Source organism: Micromonospora sp. C51 (assembly GCF_018070435.1).
Lineage (GTDB): Bacteria > Actinomycetota > Actinomycetes > Mycobacteriales > Micromonosporaceae > Micromonospora > Micromonospora sediminimaris.
Genome location: NZ_JAGPXQ010000010.1, coordinates 123,974 through 138,640, shown reverse-complemented (window position 1 = coordinate 138,640; position 14,667 = coordinate 123,974). Strand labels below are relative to the sequence as shown.

At 71.3% G+C, this 14,667-nt stretch carries 11 protein-coding genes; 7 read left to right on the top strand and 4 right to left on the bottom strand.

Translation table 11 applies throughout. The features are described from left to right. Positions 1-44: 44 nt before the first annotated feature. Positions 45-251, bottom strand: a complete 207-nt coding sequence (locus KBX50_RS14220) for a hypothetical protein (protein WP_093404067.1) — start codon at positions 249-251, stop codon at positions 45-47. A 106-nt stretch (positions 252-357) separates the two neighbouring features. Continuing rightward, complete coding sequence (locus KBX50_RS14215) at positions 358-2,802, bottom strand: DEAD/DEAH box helicase (RefSeq protein WP_307870951.1); 2,445 nt, start codon at positions 2,800-2,802, stop codon at positions 358-360. 140 nt (positions 2,803-2,942) lie between these two features. On the opposite strand from KBX50_RS14215, the gene KBX50_RS14210 reads away from it, so the two are divergent. From KBX50_RS14210 to topA, 6 genes are all read left to right on the top strand, one after another. Then, positions 2,943-3,284, top strand: coding sequence for an STAS domain-containing protein (locus KBX50_RS14210; protein ID WP_093404068.1), 342 nt, complete (start codon positions 2,943-2,945; stop codon positions 3,282-3,284). Then, a complete protein-coding gene (locus KBX50_RS14205; RefSeq protein ID WP_093404069.1) occupies positions 3,284-3,718 on the top strand; it encodes an ATP-binding protein in 435 nt (144 codons plus the stop codon). The genes KBX50_RS14210 and KBX50_RS14205 overlap by 1 nt, the downstream gene beginning before the upstream one ends. Positions 3,719-4,023: 305 nt before the next feature. Then, positions 4,024-6,402 (top strand): sodium-translocating pyrophosphatase, encoded by a 2,379-nt coding sequence (locus KBX50_RS14200; protein WP_210937503.1) that lies wholly within the window; start codon positions 4,024-4,026, stop codon positions 6,400-6,402. Positions 6,403-6,521: 119 nt separating this feature from the next. Continuing rightward, positions 6,522-7,064 (top strand): hypothetical protein, encoded by a 543-nt coding sequence (locus KBX50_RS14195; protein WP_210937502.1) that lies wholly within the window; start codon positions 6,522-6,524, stop codon positions 7,062-7,064. After that, positions 7,055-7,822, top strand: coding sequence for a hypothetical protein (locus KBX50_RS14190; protein ID WP_210937501.1), 768 nt, complete (start codon positions 7,055-7,057; stop codon positions 7,820-7,822). Before KBX50_RS14195 ends, KBX50_RS14190 begins: the two co-directional genes overlap by 10 nt. 301 nt (positions 7,823-8,123) lie before the next feature. Next, complete coding sequence (gene topA, locus KBX50_RS14185) at positions 8,124-10,925, top strand: type I DNA topoisomerase (protein ID WP_210937500.1); 2,802 nt, start codon at positions 8,124-8,126, stop codon at positions 10,923-10,925. Between the two features lie 251 nt (positions 10,926-11,176). Here the strand turns inward: topA and KBX50_RS14180 are convergent, their stop codons facing one another. Continuing rightward, positions 11,177-12,493, bottom strand: a complete 1,317-nt coding sequence (locus tag KBX50_RS14180) for a D-arabinono-1,4-lactone oxidase (protein WP_210937499.1) — start codon at positions 12,491-12,493, stop codon at positions 11,177-11,179. 224 nt (positions 12,494-12,717) lie between these two features. Between KBX50_RS14180 and KBX50_RS14175 the strand changes: the two genes are divergently transcribed. After that, a complete protein-coding gene (locus KBX50_RS14175; RefSeq protein WP_093404075.1) occupies positions 12,718-13,371 on the top strand; it encodes a TetR family transcriptional regulator in 654 nt (217 codons plus the stop codon). A gap of 71 nt (positions 13,372-13,442) precedes the next feature. Here KBX50_RS14175 and KBX50_RS14170 read toward each other — a convergent pair whose 3' ends face one another. After that, entirely contained in the window at positions 13,443-14,651 is a 1,209-nt protein-coding gene (locus tag KBX50_RS14170; protein ID WP_210937498.1) for an amino acid deaminase/aldolase, read from the bottom strand. Between the last annotated feature and the right edge of the window lie 16 nt (positions 14,652-14,667).

The window sequence follows — 14,667 nt, the reverse complement described above, 5'->3', positions numbered from 1 at the left end:
GAGTGTCGCACAGTCGGACAACGGCTGCGTCCAGGGTCCGCCGGTCAGCGGACGCCGTCGACGCCCGAACGGTGGGTCATGGTGGTCAACAGCAGATGGATGGTGCGCAGACGTTCGTTGATCTGATCCAGCCGTTCGGCCTGGGCCAGGGTGGCGAGCGCGGTTCCCAACGCGATCTGCTGGTTGATGTCGAGCTTCTCCTGGTCGATGGTGTAGAGCAGGTCGACGGTCTCGGCGATGGTGTCGGCCACGGCCTCTCCTCCATGCTGGCAAGGACAGTGAACGGCAAGCACGGCGCTCTATGGAAGCGCTCCCACCATCATTGCCCGGCGGCCCCGGTTTTCATACCCGGCCAGGTCATTCCGGCAGGTTTGCGAGCACCACGTCGAGCACCCGGATCGCATCCGGTTTGGACAGCGGATTGTTGCCGTTGCCGCACTTGGGTGACTGCACGCAGGACGGGCAGCCGGCCTCGCAGCCGCACTCGGCGATCGCGTCACGGGTGGCCCGCAACCAGGACGCCGCCATGCCGTACGCCCGCTCGGCGAAGCCGGCTCCCCCCGGATGGCCGTCGTAGACGAAGACGGTCGGGGCCTCGGTGTCCGGGTGCACCGCCGTGGAGAGCCCGCCGATGTCCCACCGGTCGCAGGTGGCGACGAGCGGCAGCAGCCCGATCGCGGCATGTTCGGCCGCGTGCAACGCCCCCGGCACGTCGGCCGGATCCACCCCGGCGGCGATCAGCGACTCGGGGGAGAGGGTGAACCAGACCGCGACGGTACGCAGCTCACGCGCCGGCAGGTCCAGCGGACGGGTGTCGATCACCTCGCCGGTGGCGATCCGTCGCCGCTGGTAGGAGACCACCTGGCTGGTGACGTCCACCTCGCCGAGGAAGAGTCCGACCGGTCCGGCGTCGACGTAGGAACGCACCGAGACCACCGACAGCGAGGTGACGTCGCGGGCGTGAGTGGACCAGTCCGGCTCCTCGGGGCGCACCAGCGCGCATCCGTCGTCCAGGTCGAGCGAGTCGACCACGTACGACACGCCCTGATGCAGGTAGACCGCGCCGGCGTGCAGCAGGAAGTGCGCGGAGCCGCCGTCGACCGTACCGAGCAGCCGGCCGGTCGCCGCCTCCACCACACAGACCGGGGCGCCGCCCTCGCCGCGCAGATCCACCTCGGGCCGTTCCCGGTGCCGCCAGTACCAGCCGGTCGGCCGTTGGCGCAGCGCGCCCGCCTCGACCAGCGCCGCCACCGCCTCCTTGGCGCCGTCACCGAAAAGCTCCAGGTCGGCTGCGGTCAACGGAGCCTCCGCCGCCGCGCAGGCCAGCTGTGGGCCGAGCACGTACGGGTTGGCCGGGTCGAGCACGGTCGCCTCCACCGGCGCACCGAAGACCGCCTCCGGATGGTGCACCAGGTAGGTGTCCAGCGGGTCGTCCCGGGCCACCAGCACCGCGAGGGCCTCCTGGCCGGAGCGTCCGGCCCGGCCCGCCTGCTGCCACAGCGACGCCCGGGTGCCCGGATAGCCGCAGATCATGACCGCGTCCAGCCCGATCAGGTCGACCCCCAGCTCCAGAGCATTGGTCGAGGCCAACCCCAACAGATCGCCGTGCAGCAGCGCCCGCTCCAGCTCGCGACGCTCCTCGCGCAGGTAGCCGGCCCGGTACGCGGCCACCCGGTCGCCGAGCCCCGGCACCGCCTCGTCGAGGCTGCGCCGGGCGCTGGTCGCCACCACCTCGGCACCCCGGCGGGAGCGGACGAAGGCCAGCGTGCGTACCCCGGCGGCGACGGTGTCGGCGAGCAGGTCGGCGGTCTCCCGCAGCGCCGACCGGCGAACCTGGGTCAGATCGGACCCCGGGTCAGGCTTCCCGGACGCAGCTGACTTCCCGGTCCGCTCCTGGCGTGGTGCCGGCATGGGCCCGGCGGCGGACGGGTCCGGCGGGAGCAGCGGCGGCTCCCAGAGGGCGAAGGTGACGCCCGCGCGCGGTGAGGCGTCCTCGGTGACGGCCGTCACCGGGAGGCCGGTCAACCGGCCGGCCGCCGCGGCCGGATCGCCCGACGTCGCCGACGCCAGCACGAACGTCGGGCCGGCGGCGCGACCGTACCGGGCACACTGCCGCCGCAGCCGGCGCAGCACGTGGGCGACGTGCGAGCCGAACACGCCCCGGTAGACGTGGCACTCGTCGACCACCACGTACGCCAGTCGACGCAGGAAACCGGACCACTGGGCGTGCCCGGGCAGGATGCCGTGGTGCAGCATGTCGGGATTGGTCAGCACGAACCGGGAATGCCTGCGGATCCACTCCCGCTCGGCGCGCGGGGTGTCGCCGTCGTAGCAGGCCGGGCGTACGCCCTCGATCTCCAACGCGGCGACGGCGCGCAGCTGGTCGGCGGCGAGCGCCTTGGTCGGTGCCAGGTAGAGCACGGTGGCGCGCGGGTCGGCGAGCAGCGTGGCCAGCGCCGGCAGCTGGTACGCCATCGACTTGCCGGACGCGGTGCCGGTGGCCACCACGACGTGCTGGCGGTCGTACGCCAGGCCGGCCGCCTCGGCCTGGTGCCGCCACGGTGTCACCACTCCGCGTCGGGCGTACGCCGCGCGCAGGTCCTCCGGAACCCAGGACGGCCACGGCGCCGGCGCTCCGGCCCGGGGCGGTACCCGCTCGACGTGGGTGACCGGATCGGCGGGGTGTCGCTGGCGTAGCCGGCGCAGCAGTTCCCCCGGCGACACGACCGGCGCACCGGCCGGGACCGCACCGGGCGGTCGCTCGGGGCCGCTGCCGGCGGATACGGTGGCTGCCGAGGTCACGTCCTGCACTCTCGCACTGGTGTTCGGAAATGGGAAATCGGCGTGCCGGGTACGGATGGACCTGCCCCGGTGAGTCGTCGGCCCGACCCTGGGGTAGTGGTTAGATGCCAAGAGAGTTTACGGCTGCCTGAGGAGGACGGATGGAGCTGTCACTGGCGACCCGGACCGTGGGTGAGCACACGGTGCTCGAGGTCGGCGGTGAGGTGGACGTCTACACCGCCCCCCGGCTGCGCGAACGGCTCCTGGAACTGATCGACGCCGGGGCCCGGCACGTGGTCGTCGACCTGGGCCGGGTGGACTTCCTCGACTCCACCGGGCTGGGTGTGCTGGTCGGGGCGCTCAAGCGGCTGCGTACCGCGGACGGCACCTTCGCCCTGGTCTGCGACAAGGAGCCGCTGCTCAAGATCTTCCGGATCACCGCGCTGGACCAGGTGTTTCCGCTGTACCCGACGGTCGAAGCAGCGACCGGCGCCAACCAGTGATGGCCACGGTCCGGCTCTCCTTCTCGCCAGCGCCGGTGCACGTGCGTACCGCCCGCCTGGTCGGCGTCGCGGTGGCTCGGCGCGCGGGCGTCCGCGAGGATCTGCTCGACGAGGTCCGCCTGGCCATCGGTGAGGCGTGCACCCGGGCGGTCGCCCTGCACCGCCAGTACGGCGTCGCCGAGCCGGTGCTGGTGGAGATGTCCGACTCGGGGGCGTACTCGGTGCGGGTGGTCGATCGGGCGCCGATCGAGGCGAGCATCGGGCTGGCCGCGCTCGATGCCGACCAGTTGGCCAACGAGTCGCTGAACGAGGACGACCTGACCACCGGTGTCGGCTTCGCGTTGCTCGCCGGATTCGTCGAGGATCTTCAGGTTCGTCCGGTCGACGAGGGCGTCGGCACCGAGGTGCGGATGGTCTGGCCGGTCAACCACTGAACCGAGGGCCTGGCCGCCCCGGACGACCGCTGCCGGATCACCATGGACCGCTTCCTATATCAGATTTCGGTTCATAACACAGCGACGGAGATCATCCAGACCCGCCGCCACCTCGGTGTGACCTCGAACACGGGGGGCGGCTAGAGTACGCGGGTTGTCAGCAAGTGATCCACCCGGCACCCAGCGCAGATGGGCGTGGAGCGCTGGTTCGTCGGGTGGATCGGCGCGCGCTTGCGAATTCGCATCCAGGCGCCGGACGGTGCGTCTCCACCGGCCGGCGCGTTGTTCGGCACAGGAGGACACAGATGTCCGACACCTTGGCCGCCGAGGGCGGCGGGATCTCCCTCACCGGAGCCAATGTCACGTACGTCGTCATCGCCGCGGTGATCGCGCTGGTCGCGCTCGCCTTCGCCGCCGCCTTGACGAAAACGGTGCTGGCCGCCGGCAAGGGCACCACCAACATGCAGGAGATCTCCGGGGCCGTGCAGGAGGGCGCCTCGGCCTACCTGCTCCGGCAGTTCCGGACCCTGGCGATCTTCGTGGTGATCGCCGTGGTGCTGCTGTTCCTGCTGCCGGTGCACAACACCGACGGCAGCGAAGTCGCGGTGAAGATCGGTCGCTCGCTCTTCTTCGTGGTCGGCGCCCTGTTCAGCGCCTTCATCGGCGGTGCCGGCATGTGGCTGGCGACCCGGGCCAACCTGCGGGTGGCGGCCGCCGCCCGGGAGCGGGAAGGTGGCCGGGAGGCGGCCATGAAGATCGCCTTCCGGACCGGTGGCGTGGTCGGCTTCCTCACCGTCGGTCTCGGTCTCTTCGGTGCCGCGCTTGTCGTCCTGATCTTCCGGGGTGACGCGCCGACGGTGCTGGAGGGCTTCGGCTTCGGCGCCGCGCTGCTGGCCATGTTCATGCGGGTCGGCGGCGGCATCTTCACCAAGGCCGCCGACGTCGGTGCCGACCTGGTCGGCAAGGTCGAGCAGGGCATCCCCGAGGACGACCCACGCAACGCCGCCACCATCGCCGACAACGTGGGCGACAACGTCGGCGACTGCGCCGGCATGGCCGCCGACCTGTTCGAGTCGTACGCGGCCACCCTGGTCGCCGCGCTGATCCTGGGCCGGGCCGCGTTCGGCACCGACGGCCTGGTGCTGCCGCTGATCATCTCCACGATCGGGGTGCTGGTCGCCATCATCGGCGTCTTCATCACCCGGCTGCGCGCCTCCGACCGCAACGGCCTGACCGCGATCAACCGGGCCTTCTACCTCTCCGCGCTGATCTCGGCGGTGCTGGTCGCGGTGGCCACCTTCGCCTACCTCCAGCCGACGTGGGCGGCGCAGCTCGGCGACGACTGGCGGACCACTCTCGGCGTGAACGGCGGCGACCCGCTCTTCGGCCCACGCGGCGTGGTCATCGGCGCGGTGATCATCGGTATCGTGCTGGCCGCCGCCATCCAGGCGCTGACCGGCTACTTCACCGAGACCAACAAGCGTCCGGTGCAGGACATCGGCAAGAGTTCGCAGACCGGTCCGGCGACCGTCATCCTCGCCGGCATCAGCGTCGGCCTGGAGTCGGCGGTCTACTCGGCGCTGCTCATCGCCGGTGGTGTCTTCGGTGCCTTCCTGCTGGGCGGCGGGTCCATCACCCTCTCGCTGTTCGCCGTGGCGCTGGCCGGTACCGGCCTGCTCACCACCGTCGGCGTGATCGTCGCGATGGACACCTTCGGCCCGATCTCCGACAACGCGCAGGGTGTGGCCGAGATGTCCGGCGACATCGACGAGCACGGCGCCCGTACGCTCACCGAGCTGGACGCCGTCGGCAACACCACCAAGGCGATCACCAAGGGCATCGCGATCGCCACCGCGGTGCTGGCCGCGACCGCGCTCTTCGGCTCCTACACCGACACGCTGCGCACCGCGTACGCCGACGCCGGGGTGACCGACGTGGGTGCCGAGATCCTCAACGCGTTGAACGTGTCGAACCCGCAGAACCTGGTCGGCCTGATCATCGGCGCGGCGGTGGTGTTCCTCTTCTCCGGTCTGGCCATCAACGCGGTCTCCCGTTCGGCGGGTGCCGTGGTGATGGAGGTCCGTCGGCAGTTCCGCGAGCTGCCCGGGATCATGGACCGCACCCAGCGTCCGGAGTACGGCAAGGTCGTCGACATCTGCACCCGTGACGCGCAGCGTGAGCTGCTCACCCCCGGCCTGCTGGCGATCCTGGCGCCGATCGCGGTCGGCTTCGGCCTCGGGCCTGGCGCGCTGGCGTCGTACCTGGCCGGTGCGATCGGTGCCGGCACCCTGATGGCGGTCTTCCTGGCCAACTCCGGTGGTGCCTGGGACAACGCCAAGAAGATGGTCGAGGACGGCGCGTACGGCGGCAAGGGTTCCGAGGCGCACGCCGCGACCGTCATCGGTGACACCGTCGGCGACCCGTTCAAGGACACAGCCGGTCCTGCGATCAACCCGCTGATCAAGGTGATGAACCTGGTGGCGCTGCTGATCGCGCCGGCCGTGGTGGCATGGAGCGTGGGCGACGACCGCAACGTCGGCCTGCGGGTCACCATCGCGGTGGTGGCGACGTTGATCGTCGTCGCGGCGGTGGTGTTCAGCAAGCGCAAGAGCATCGCGATGGGCGACGACGCCGACAGCGGTTCCGGCAGCGCGGACCCGCGTCCGGAGGAGATCAAGGCCTGACGCGTGGCACACGACGGTCCCCGGTCGGCAGCTGTCTGCCGGCCGGGGACCGGTCGCCGGTCCGGACCCGGTACCGATGACCGGTGCCGACCGGGAAGAGAAGCCGTACGCTGCAACGCATGCGTACGTGCCGGGCGGCAACCGCCGGAAAGTTCACGGTGGTCCTGGCCACGCTGATGATGTTGGTCGCCTGCGGCTCCGATGGACCCAGTCCACGGGCCTGGGCCGCCTCGGTCTGTTCGGCGCTCACCCCCTGGCGGGCTGAGATCAGCAAGTTGACCAACAGCACCGACCAGCAGATGACCGCGCAGACCACCCCGGCGCAGGCCAAGGAGAACCTGGTCCGTCTCTTCAGCGGCGCCGAGCAGGCCAGCGAGACCGCCCGGCGCAAGGTGGAGCAGGCCGGAGTGCCCGAGGTCGAGCACGGCGAGGAGGTCTCCGCCGGCTTCCGCGCCTCGCTCGCGTCGATGCGGGACGCCTACGGCCGGGCCCGGGCCACCATCGACGGCCTGGGCACCGGTGAGGCCAGCACCTTCTACGACGGTGTCCAGGCCGCCGTGGAAACCCTCCAGCAGGAGTACGACGCGAGCGCGCTGGACACCAGCCGGCTCGACTCCGAGGAGTTGAAACGCGCCTTCGACGAGGTACCCGAATGCCGCTGAGCGGTTCCGGCGAGACACCGGCGGCGCAACCGCTGCCGGTGTCCTTCCCACCGCCCGCCGAGACCTCACCGGTGCGCCGTCGTCGGCCGACCGGCCGTCGACCCGTCCCCGTCGACCCACCGCCCGACGACGACTCTGCGGACCGTCCGACACCGGTGTCGGCCGGTGTCACCGGCGTCGATCGGCAACTGGTCTTCTTCGGCGCGGAGACCGGTGAGCCCTCCGTGGCCGACCTGGCCGGGCTGCTCGCCGGCCCGGGCGAGGTGCACCGGATGGGCGGCACGGCCCGGTTGTCGGTGGTGGTGGAGGCGGCGTGGCGGGTGCACGTGCTCATCGCTGAGCTGGCCCAGCGAGGTGTCCGGAGCAGTTGGGCGCCCACCGAGGACCAGCGCTACGCGGTGCGGACCGCGTACACCCGGACGATCGTGCCGCTCGCGGCGGCCTGGTTGCGCGGCCCGACGCAGCATCCGCCGCCGGGGTTCCAGCTCGACGGCCGGCGGCTGCGTCTCTGGCTCGCCGCGGCCGGCGTGGCCGATCCGCCCGATTTCCTGCTTCACCTCGGCGGTAGTGACCCGGCGCGGTGGGCCGCGGTCGGTGCGGCCCTGGCCACGGCCGGGCTGACCGGTGAGCTGGTCGAGGTGGCACCGGGCGGCCCCGCGTACCGGATCGCGGGCCGTCGCGGGACGCAGCGGCTGGCCGAGCTGGTCGGTGAGCGCCCGCCCGCGAGCCCGCCGTTGGCCTGGCCGACCCGGGCCTGACGGTCGGGCGGCTGTCCGATCGGAGACAGCCAGGTGTCGGGGAACACAGGGAGAATCGGCCGGGTTTGACCTCCACTGAGGGGCTGCCATGGTCACAGCGGCCCGCTCGTCACCCTACCCAGGGTGTACGGTGACGCCGTCTGGCGTGACCACGGATCGTCCGGGGCGGATTGCCGCCCGCGAAACCCGAAACACGGACGGCGCGTTACGTTGGACATCCGGACCGCCGGGCACCGGTGGGCCGAGTGCGCCCCAATCCGGCCAGGCGCGGCCATTGAGTGGGAATGAGGTCGAAACAGACGTGCCGAGCAACGCTGGAACCACCCGTCTGGTCATCGTCGAGTCTCCGGCGAAGGCCAAGACGATCTCGGGCTACCTGGGCCCGGGGTACGTCGTGGAGGCCAGCTTCGGGCATGTCCGTGACCTGCCCCGCAACGCCGCCGACGTGCCCGCCCGCTACAAGGGCGAGTCGTGGGCGCGGCTCGGCGTCGACGTCGACAACGGCTTCCACGCTCTCTACGTCGTCTCCGCCGACCGCAAGCAGCAGATCAGCAAGCTGACCAAGCTGGCCAAGGAGGTCGACGAGATCTTCCTGGCCACGGATGAGGACCGCGAGGGCGAGGCGATCGCCTGGCACCTGGTGGAGACGCTCAAGCCCAAGGTGCCGGTCCGGCGGATGGTCTTCCACGAGATCACCAAGCCGGCGATCCAGGCGGCGGTGGCGAACCCCCGGGAGATCGACCGTGATCTGGTCGACGCCCAGGAGGCCCGGCGCATCCTCGACCGGCTCTACGGCTACGAGGTCTCCCCGGTGCTGTGGAAGAAGGTCATGCCGAAGCTCTCGGCGGGCCGGGTGCAGTCCGTGGCCACCCGGATCGTGGTCGAGCGGGAACGGCAGCGGATGGCCTTCCGCACCGCCGAGTACTGGGACATCCTGGCCACGCTCGCCGTGACCAACCCGGGTGAGGGGCCGCGCAGCTTCAACGCCACCCTGGTCGCGCTGAACGGCGACCGGATCGCCACCGGCAAGGACTTCGAGCCGACCACCGGCCGGGTCCGGCCCGGTGCCGGTGTGGTCCACCTCGACGAGGGCGGCGCCCGAGGGCTCGCCGCCCGCCTGGAGGGGCGACCGTTCGCCGTCACCCGGGTCGAGGAGAAGCCGTACCGGCGCCGCCCGTACGCCCCCTTCATCACCTCCACGCTCCAGCAGGAGGCGGCCCGGAAGTTGCGGTTCTCGTCGCAGCAGACGATGCGCACCGCGCAGCGGCTCTACGAGAACGGCTACATCACCTACATGCGTACCGACTCGGTGAACCTGTCGGACACCGCCATCGCGGCGGCCCGCCGGCAGATCGTCGAGCTGTACGGCGAGCGCAGCGTGCCGCCGGAGCCGCGCCGCTACACCGGCAAGGTGAAGAACGCGCAGGAGGCGCACGAGGCGATCCGCCCGGCGGGGGACAACTTCCGGACCCCGGGCGATGTGGCCAAGGAGCTGTCGGCCGAGGAGTTCAAGCTCTACGAGCTGATCTGGCGGCGCACCATCGCCTCACAGATGACCGACGCCGTCGGCTCCAGCGTCTCGGTGCGGATCCGGGCGACCACCTCCGGCGGCGAGGAGGCCGACTTCGGCGCCACCGGCAAGACCATCACCGACCCGGGCTTCCTGCGGGCGTACGTCGAGTCCAGCGACGACGAGAACGCCGAGGCCGAGGACGCCGAGCGTCGGCTGCCGAACCTGGTCAAGGACCAGCCGCTGACCGCCGACCAACTGGCCGCGCAGGGCCACCACACCCAGCCGCCGGCCCGCTACACCGAGGCGTCGCTGGTGAAGGCCCTGGAGGAGCTGGGCATCGGCCGCCCGTCGACGTACGCGTCGATCATGCAGACGATCCAGGACCGGGGGTACGTCTTCAAGCGTGGCCAGGCGATGATCCCGTCGTTCCTGGCCTTCGCGGTGATCGGGCTGATGGAGCGGCACTACCCGCGTCTGATCGACTACGACTTCACCGCCAGCATGGAGAACGAGCTGGACGAGATCGCCGGTGGCGACCACGCCGCCGTGGACTTCCTCACCGCCTTCTACTTCGGCAGCAGCAACGGCACCGGCGACCAGGCCATCGCGCATGCGGGCGGGCTGAAGAAGCTGGTCACCGAGAACCTCAGCGAGATCGACGCGCGCAGCGTCAACTCGATCCCGCTGTTCACCGACGACGACGGGCGTGAGGTGATGGTGCGGGTCGGCCGGTACGGGCCGTACCTGCAACGCTCGGTGCCCGGCGAGGAGCAGACGCCCGCCGCGGAGGGCGAGGAGACGACCACCCCGGGCGACCGGGCGCCGATCCCGGAAGGGCTCGCGCCGGACGAACTGACCCCGGAGAAGGTGCACGAGCTGTTCCTCGGTGGCGGGGGCGAACGCAAGCTGGGCGACGACCCGGCGACCGGCGAGCCGATCCTGCTCAAGTCCGGCCGGTTCGGTCCGTACGTGGCCAGCGGCGAGCGCAAGTCTTCGCTGCTGCGCTCCCAGTCGCCCGACTCGCTCACCCTCGATCAGGCACTCAAGCTGCTCAGCCTGCCCCGGCTGGTCGGGGTCGGCCCGGATGGCGCGGAGGTGTTCGCCAACAACGGCCGCTACGGCCCGTACGTCAAGCGCGGTGACGAGTTCCGGTCGCTGGACTCGGAAGACAAGATGTTCACCGTCACGCTGGACGAGGCGCTGGCGTTGCTGGCCGCACCAAAGACCCGCCAGCGGCGGGCCGCCGCCCCGCCGCTGCGGGAGATGGGCAACGACCCGCTGACCGAGAAGCCTCTGGTCATCAAGGACGGTCGGTTCGGCCCGTACGTCACCGACGGGGAGACCAACGCCTCACTGCGGCGCGGCCAGACCCCCGAGGCGTTGAGCCTTGAGGAGGCCTCCGAGATGCTCGCCGAGAAGCGGGCAAAGGGTCCGGCCCCGAAGAAGAAGGCCGCCGCGAAGAAGGCACCGGCGAAGAAGGCGACGGCGAAGAAGGCGACCAAGTCCACCGCCACCAAGTCCACCAAGGCGACCGCGAAGAAGGCCCCCGCCGCCAAGTCCACCCCGGCGAAAGCCCGCACCACCGACTGACCGCGCCGAATCTTGGTCCGAAGCTGCCCCTGGAGGGGCGCTGGCGGACCAAGATCTCTCCGCTGTCCACAGGGGCAGCGCGGTGACCGGGTACTCCGCTTCCCGGCGTGGGCGATCCGCCACGCACCCACCCAGGTCATCACCCAACTCCGCGCCGCCCTCACGGCGGCGGGTTGGTGCCCGGGACCATGCGGATCTTGGTACGACAGCGCCCCCTGAGGGGCGGATTCGGACCAGGATTCGCGGTGGGTTCAGCCGAGGAGGCTGGCCAGGTAGGGGGTGGTGAAGGTGCGGTGGGGGTCGAGGTGGGCGCGGATCCGCTGGAAGTCGGGCCAACGGGGGTAGGCGGCAGCGAGCGAGGCGGCGGTACGCCAGTGCAGCTTGCCCCAGTGCGGTCGACCGCCCAGCCCGGTCGCCACCTCTTCGAAGGCCCGGAAGTACGGCTCGTACGGCATGCCGACGTACTGGTGCAGGGCGAGGTAAACCGAATCACGGCCGTAGGCGGGTGACAACCAGATGCCGTCACCCGCGCTGAAGCGAACCTCGACCGGGAAGAGCACCTTGAACGGCAACCCGTCGATGATGCGGCGCACCGCCGCCAGCGCCTCGGCCAGCGCCTCGCGTGGCAGCGCGTACTCCATCTCCAGGAAGCGGACCCGGCGTGGGCTGCAGAAGACGGCGTCGGAGCGGCCGGTGTAGCGGCGCTCGCTGAGCGCCCGCGCGGAGATCGCGCTGATGCCCGGTGCCAGGCCCGGCACGGCGCGGCCGAGCCGGCAGGCTCCGGCGAAGACGGTGTTGGCCAGGAAGTCGTCGTCCAACCAACCGCGCCAGCGGGACAGCGGGCGGTCGTCCACGGGTACCCGGTCGTTGGTCTTGAGCTGCACCCGGTCGGTGTAGGGAAACCAGAAGAACTCCAGGTGATCGTGCGCGTCGACCAGCCCGGGCAGCTGCGCCAGCACCGCATCCAGCGCCGCCGGCCGTTCGTGAGCCAGCAGGACGAAGGCGTCCACACAGCGCAGCGTCACCTCGACCAGTACGCCGAGCGAGCCGAGCGCGACCCGGGCGGCGTCGAACACCTCCGGGTGCTCCTCGGCGGAACAGCGCAGCACCTCCCCGGTTGCGGTGACCAGGGTCAACGCCTCGACGAAGGTGGCCAGGCCGCCGTAGGTCGCACCCGTGCCGTGGGTGCCGGTGGAGATGGCGCCGGCCACGGTCTGCGCGTCGATGTCACCGAGGTTGGGCAGCGCCAGTCGGTGACCGGCGAGTAGCGCGTTCACCCCCCGTAGCGTCATCGCGGCCGGTACGGTGACGAGGCGTCGATCGACGTCCACACGTACGTCGATGGCGAGTCGGGTCAGGTCCATCCGCTGCCCGTCGCTGACCGCGACGGGGGTGAAGGAGTGGCCGCTGCCGACCGGGCGGATCCGCTCACCGGTTTCGGCGGCACGTCGGATCTGCTCGGCGGCCTCGTCAACCGAGGACGGCCGTAGTACGGCGGTGGCCACGCCGCGTTGATTGCCTGCCCAGTTCGACCAGGCAGCGGTCTTGGTGGCGGTGCTCTCGGCCATGGGCCCGCTCCTCAAGGTGAATATGAACCGAATTCATATCAGGAACGTTGTCCCTGGTAAACACCGCAATCGAGGTCCGCTCGTTGTACCGGTAGTCACGGACTCGTGACGTGCAGATATGTTCATCCGTCGAGAGGGGGTGGCGAGTGTCCACTTCAGCCGCCACGACCGGGCCACTGCGTCGAGTGCCAGTGCAGGGTCGTAGTGTCGCGCGGGTCCAGCGGATGCTGGACGCCTGCGCCGAACTCGTCGACGAGGTGGGGTACGAGGGGCTGACCACCACCCTGCTCGCCGAGCGGGCCGAGGTGGCGATCGGGTCGGTCTACCAGTTCTTTCCGGACAAGCGGGCGATCGTGCAGGCGCTGACGCTGCGCACGATGGAGTCCTACCTCCAGCGGCTCGATGAACGCTTCGCCTCGGACGACCTGACCCACTGGTGGGACGGGGTCGACGCGGGGATCGATGAATACATCACGATGCACCGCACCGTTCCCGGGTTCCGTACCCTGCACTTCGGCGACGTGGTCGACCTGCATCTGCTCGATGAGCAGCGGGACAACAACGGGGTGATCGCCGACCAGCTGGCCCGGGTGCTCACCGAGCGCTTCGGGCTGGCCGACGTGCCGGACCTGCGTTTCCATCTGGAGATCGCGGTGGAGGCGGCCGACGCCCTGATCAAGCTGGCGTTCCGGCGCAAGCCGGACGGGGACGATCGGGTGCTGACCGAGGCGAAGGCGCTGATCCGGGAGTACCTGCACCGGCAGGTCAACGCTCGGGGTGACGCCGGTCGCCGGTCGGTGGTGCAGCCGGCGAAGCCGGCCGACGACCAGATCGTCGCCGACACCGAGCCCGCGCAGCCGGCGGCCCAACCCGCCTGAAGCCGACCCACGCCTGACACCGGCCCACCTGGGCCGACCAAGCCGGGCCGAGACAGCCACCGGCCAGACGGTCAGAGGAAGGCCCGACCCTCGCCCCGGTAGGTCGGCACGGTGGCCACCACCTGGTCGCCGTCCACCAGGTGCAGCTCGTTCACCCGTTCACACAGTTCGCCCGACTTCGCGTGCCGGAACCAGACCCGGTCGCCGACGCGCAGGTGGGCGGCGGGTGCGCCGGTCAGCGGGGTCTGCACCTCGCCGGCACCTTCGGCGCCGAGCAGGCTGAGCCCGGCGGGCAACCACGGGCGGGGCAGCCGGCTGCGGTCGGCCGAGCCGGAGGCGATCCAGCCACCGCCGAGCACGGTGGCCAGGGCGGGCGTCGGGCGCCGGACCACCCCGCAGGCGAAGAAGGCCGCCGGGGTGGGGCGCCAGGCGCGGTAGGCGTCGAACAGCGTCGGCCCGTACAGGCCCGATCCCGCGGTGATCTCGGTCACCGCGGGATCGGCGCGGGTCGCGGCCACGCTGCCGGTGCCGCCGCCATTGACGAACTCCAGGTCGGCGTGCTCGCGTACGGCGGCCACCGCCGCGCTCCGGCGGACCAGCAACTCCCGGTACGACCCGCGTTGGGCCAACCGGATCGCGGTGCCGAGCGCCGCCCGCCCGGGCGGTGCGTCGCCCAGGCCGGCGATCTGCGCCTCGTACGACATCAGCCCGACCAGGCGGAAGCCCGGCCGGCGGGCGACGGTGGCGGCCAACCGGCCGGCCGCCCGGGCGCTGTGCACGGGTGACCGGCGGACGCCGACGTGCAGCCGCCCACCGAGCAGCCGCCACGAGGCATCCAGGTCCAGGCAGACGCGCAGCTCGGACCGGCGTCCCGGGGGCGACACCGCGTCGCAGAAGTCCAGTTGATCCGGGTCGTCGACCATCAGGGTGATCGCGGCGGCCAGCACCGGATCGGCACCGAGTTCGGTGAGCGCGCCTCGGTCGACGGTGGGGTACGCCACCAGCACGTCGGCGGCGATCCCGGTGCGGACCAGCCAGATCGCCTCGGGCAGGGTGAACGCCATCACCGCATGCCAGCCCGGCCCGGCCAGCGTGCGGGCGATCAGGTCGCGGCTGCGCACCGATTTGCTGGCGACCCGCAACGGCTTGCCGCCGGCCAGGTCGACGAGGGCGGCGGCGTTGGCGTCGAAGGCGCTGAGGTCGACCACCGCGTACGGCGGGTCGAGGTGCGCGGTCGCCCGGTCCAGCCGGTGGCGCAGATTCTCGCTGTCGGTGGCCACGTGTGCACGCTAACTG

What these genes read in the sequence shown, in the direction of transcription:
- KBX50_RS14210 (WP_093404068.1), top strand. Translation starts at nt 2,943, where the DNA reads ATGGAGCTGTCACTGGCGACCCGGACCGTGGGTGAGCACACGGTGCTC.
- KBX50_RS14205 (WP_093404069.1), top strand. Translation starts at nt 3,284, where the DNA reads ATGGCCACGGTCCGGCTCTCCTTCTCGCCAGCGCCGGTGCACGTGCGT.
- KBX50_RS14200 (WP_210937503.1), top strand. Translation starts at nt 4,024, where the DNA reads ATGTCCGACACCTTGGCCGCCGAGGGCGGCGGGATCTCCCTCACCGGA.
- KBX50_RS14195 (WP_210937502.1), top strand. Translation starts at nt 6,522, where the DNA reads ATGCGTACGTGCCGGGCGGCAACCGCCGGAAAGTTCACGGTGGTCCTG.
- KBX50_RS14190 (WP_210937501.1), top strand. Translation starts at nt 7,055, where the DNA reads ATGCCGCTGAGCGGTTCCGGCGAGACACCGGCGGCGCAACCGCTGCCG.
- KBX50_RS14180 (WP_210937499.1), bottom strand. Translation starts at nt 12,493, where the DNA reads ATGGCCGAGAGCACCGCCACCAAGACCGCTGCCTGGTCGAACTGGGCA.
- KBX50_RS14175 (WP_093404075.1), top strand. Translation starts at nt 12,718, where the DNA reads ATGCTGGACGCCTGCGCCGAACTCGTCGACGAGGTGGGGTACGAGGGG.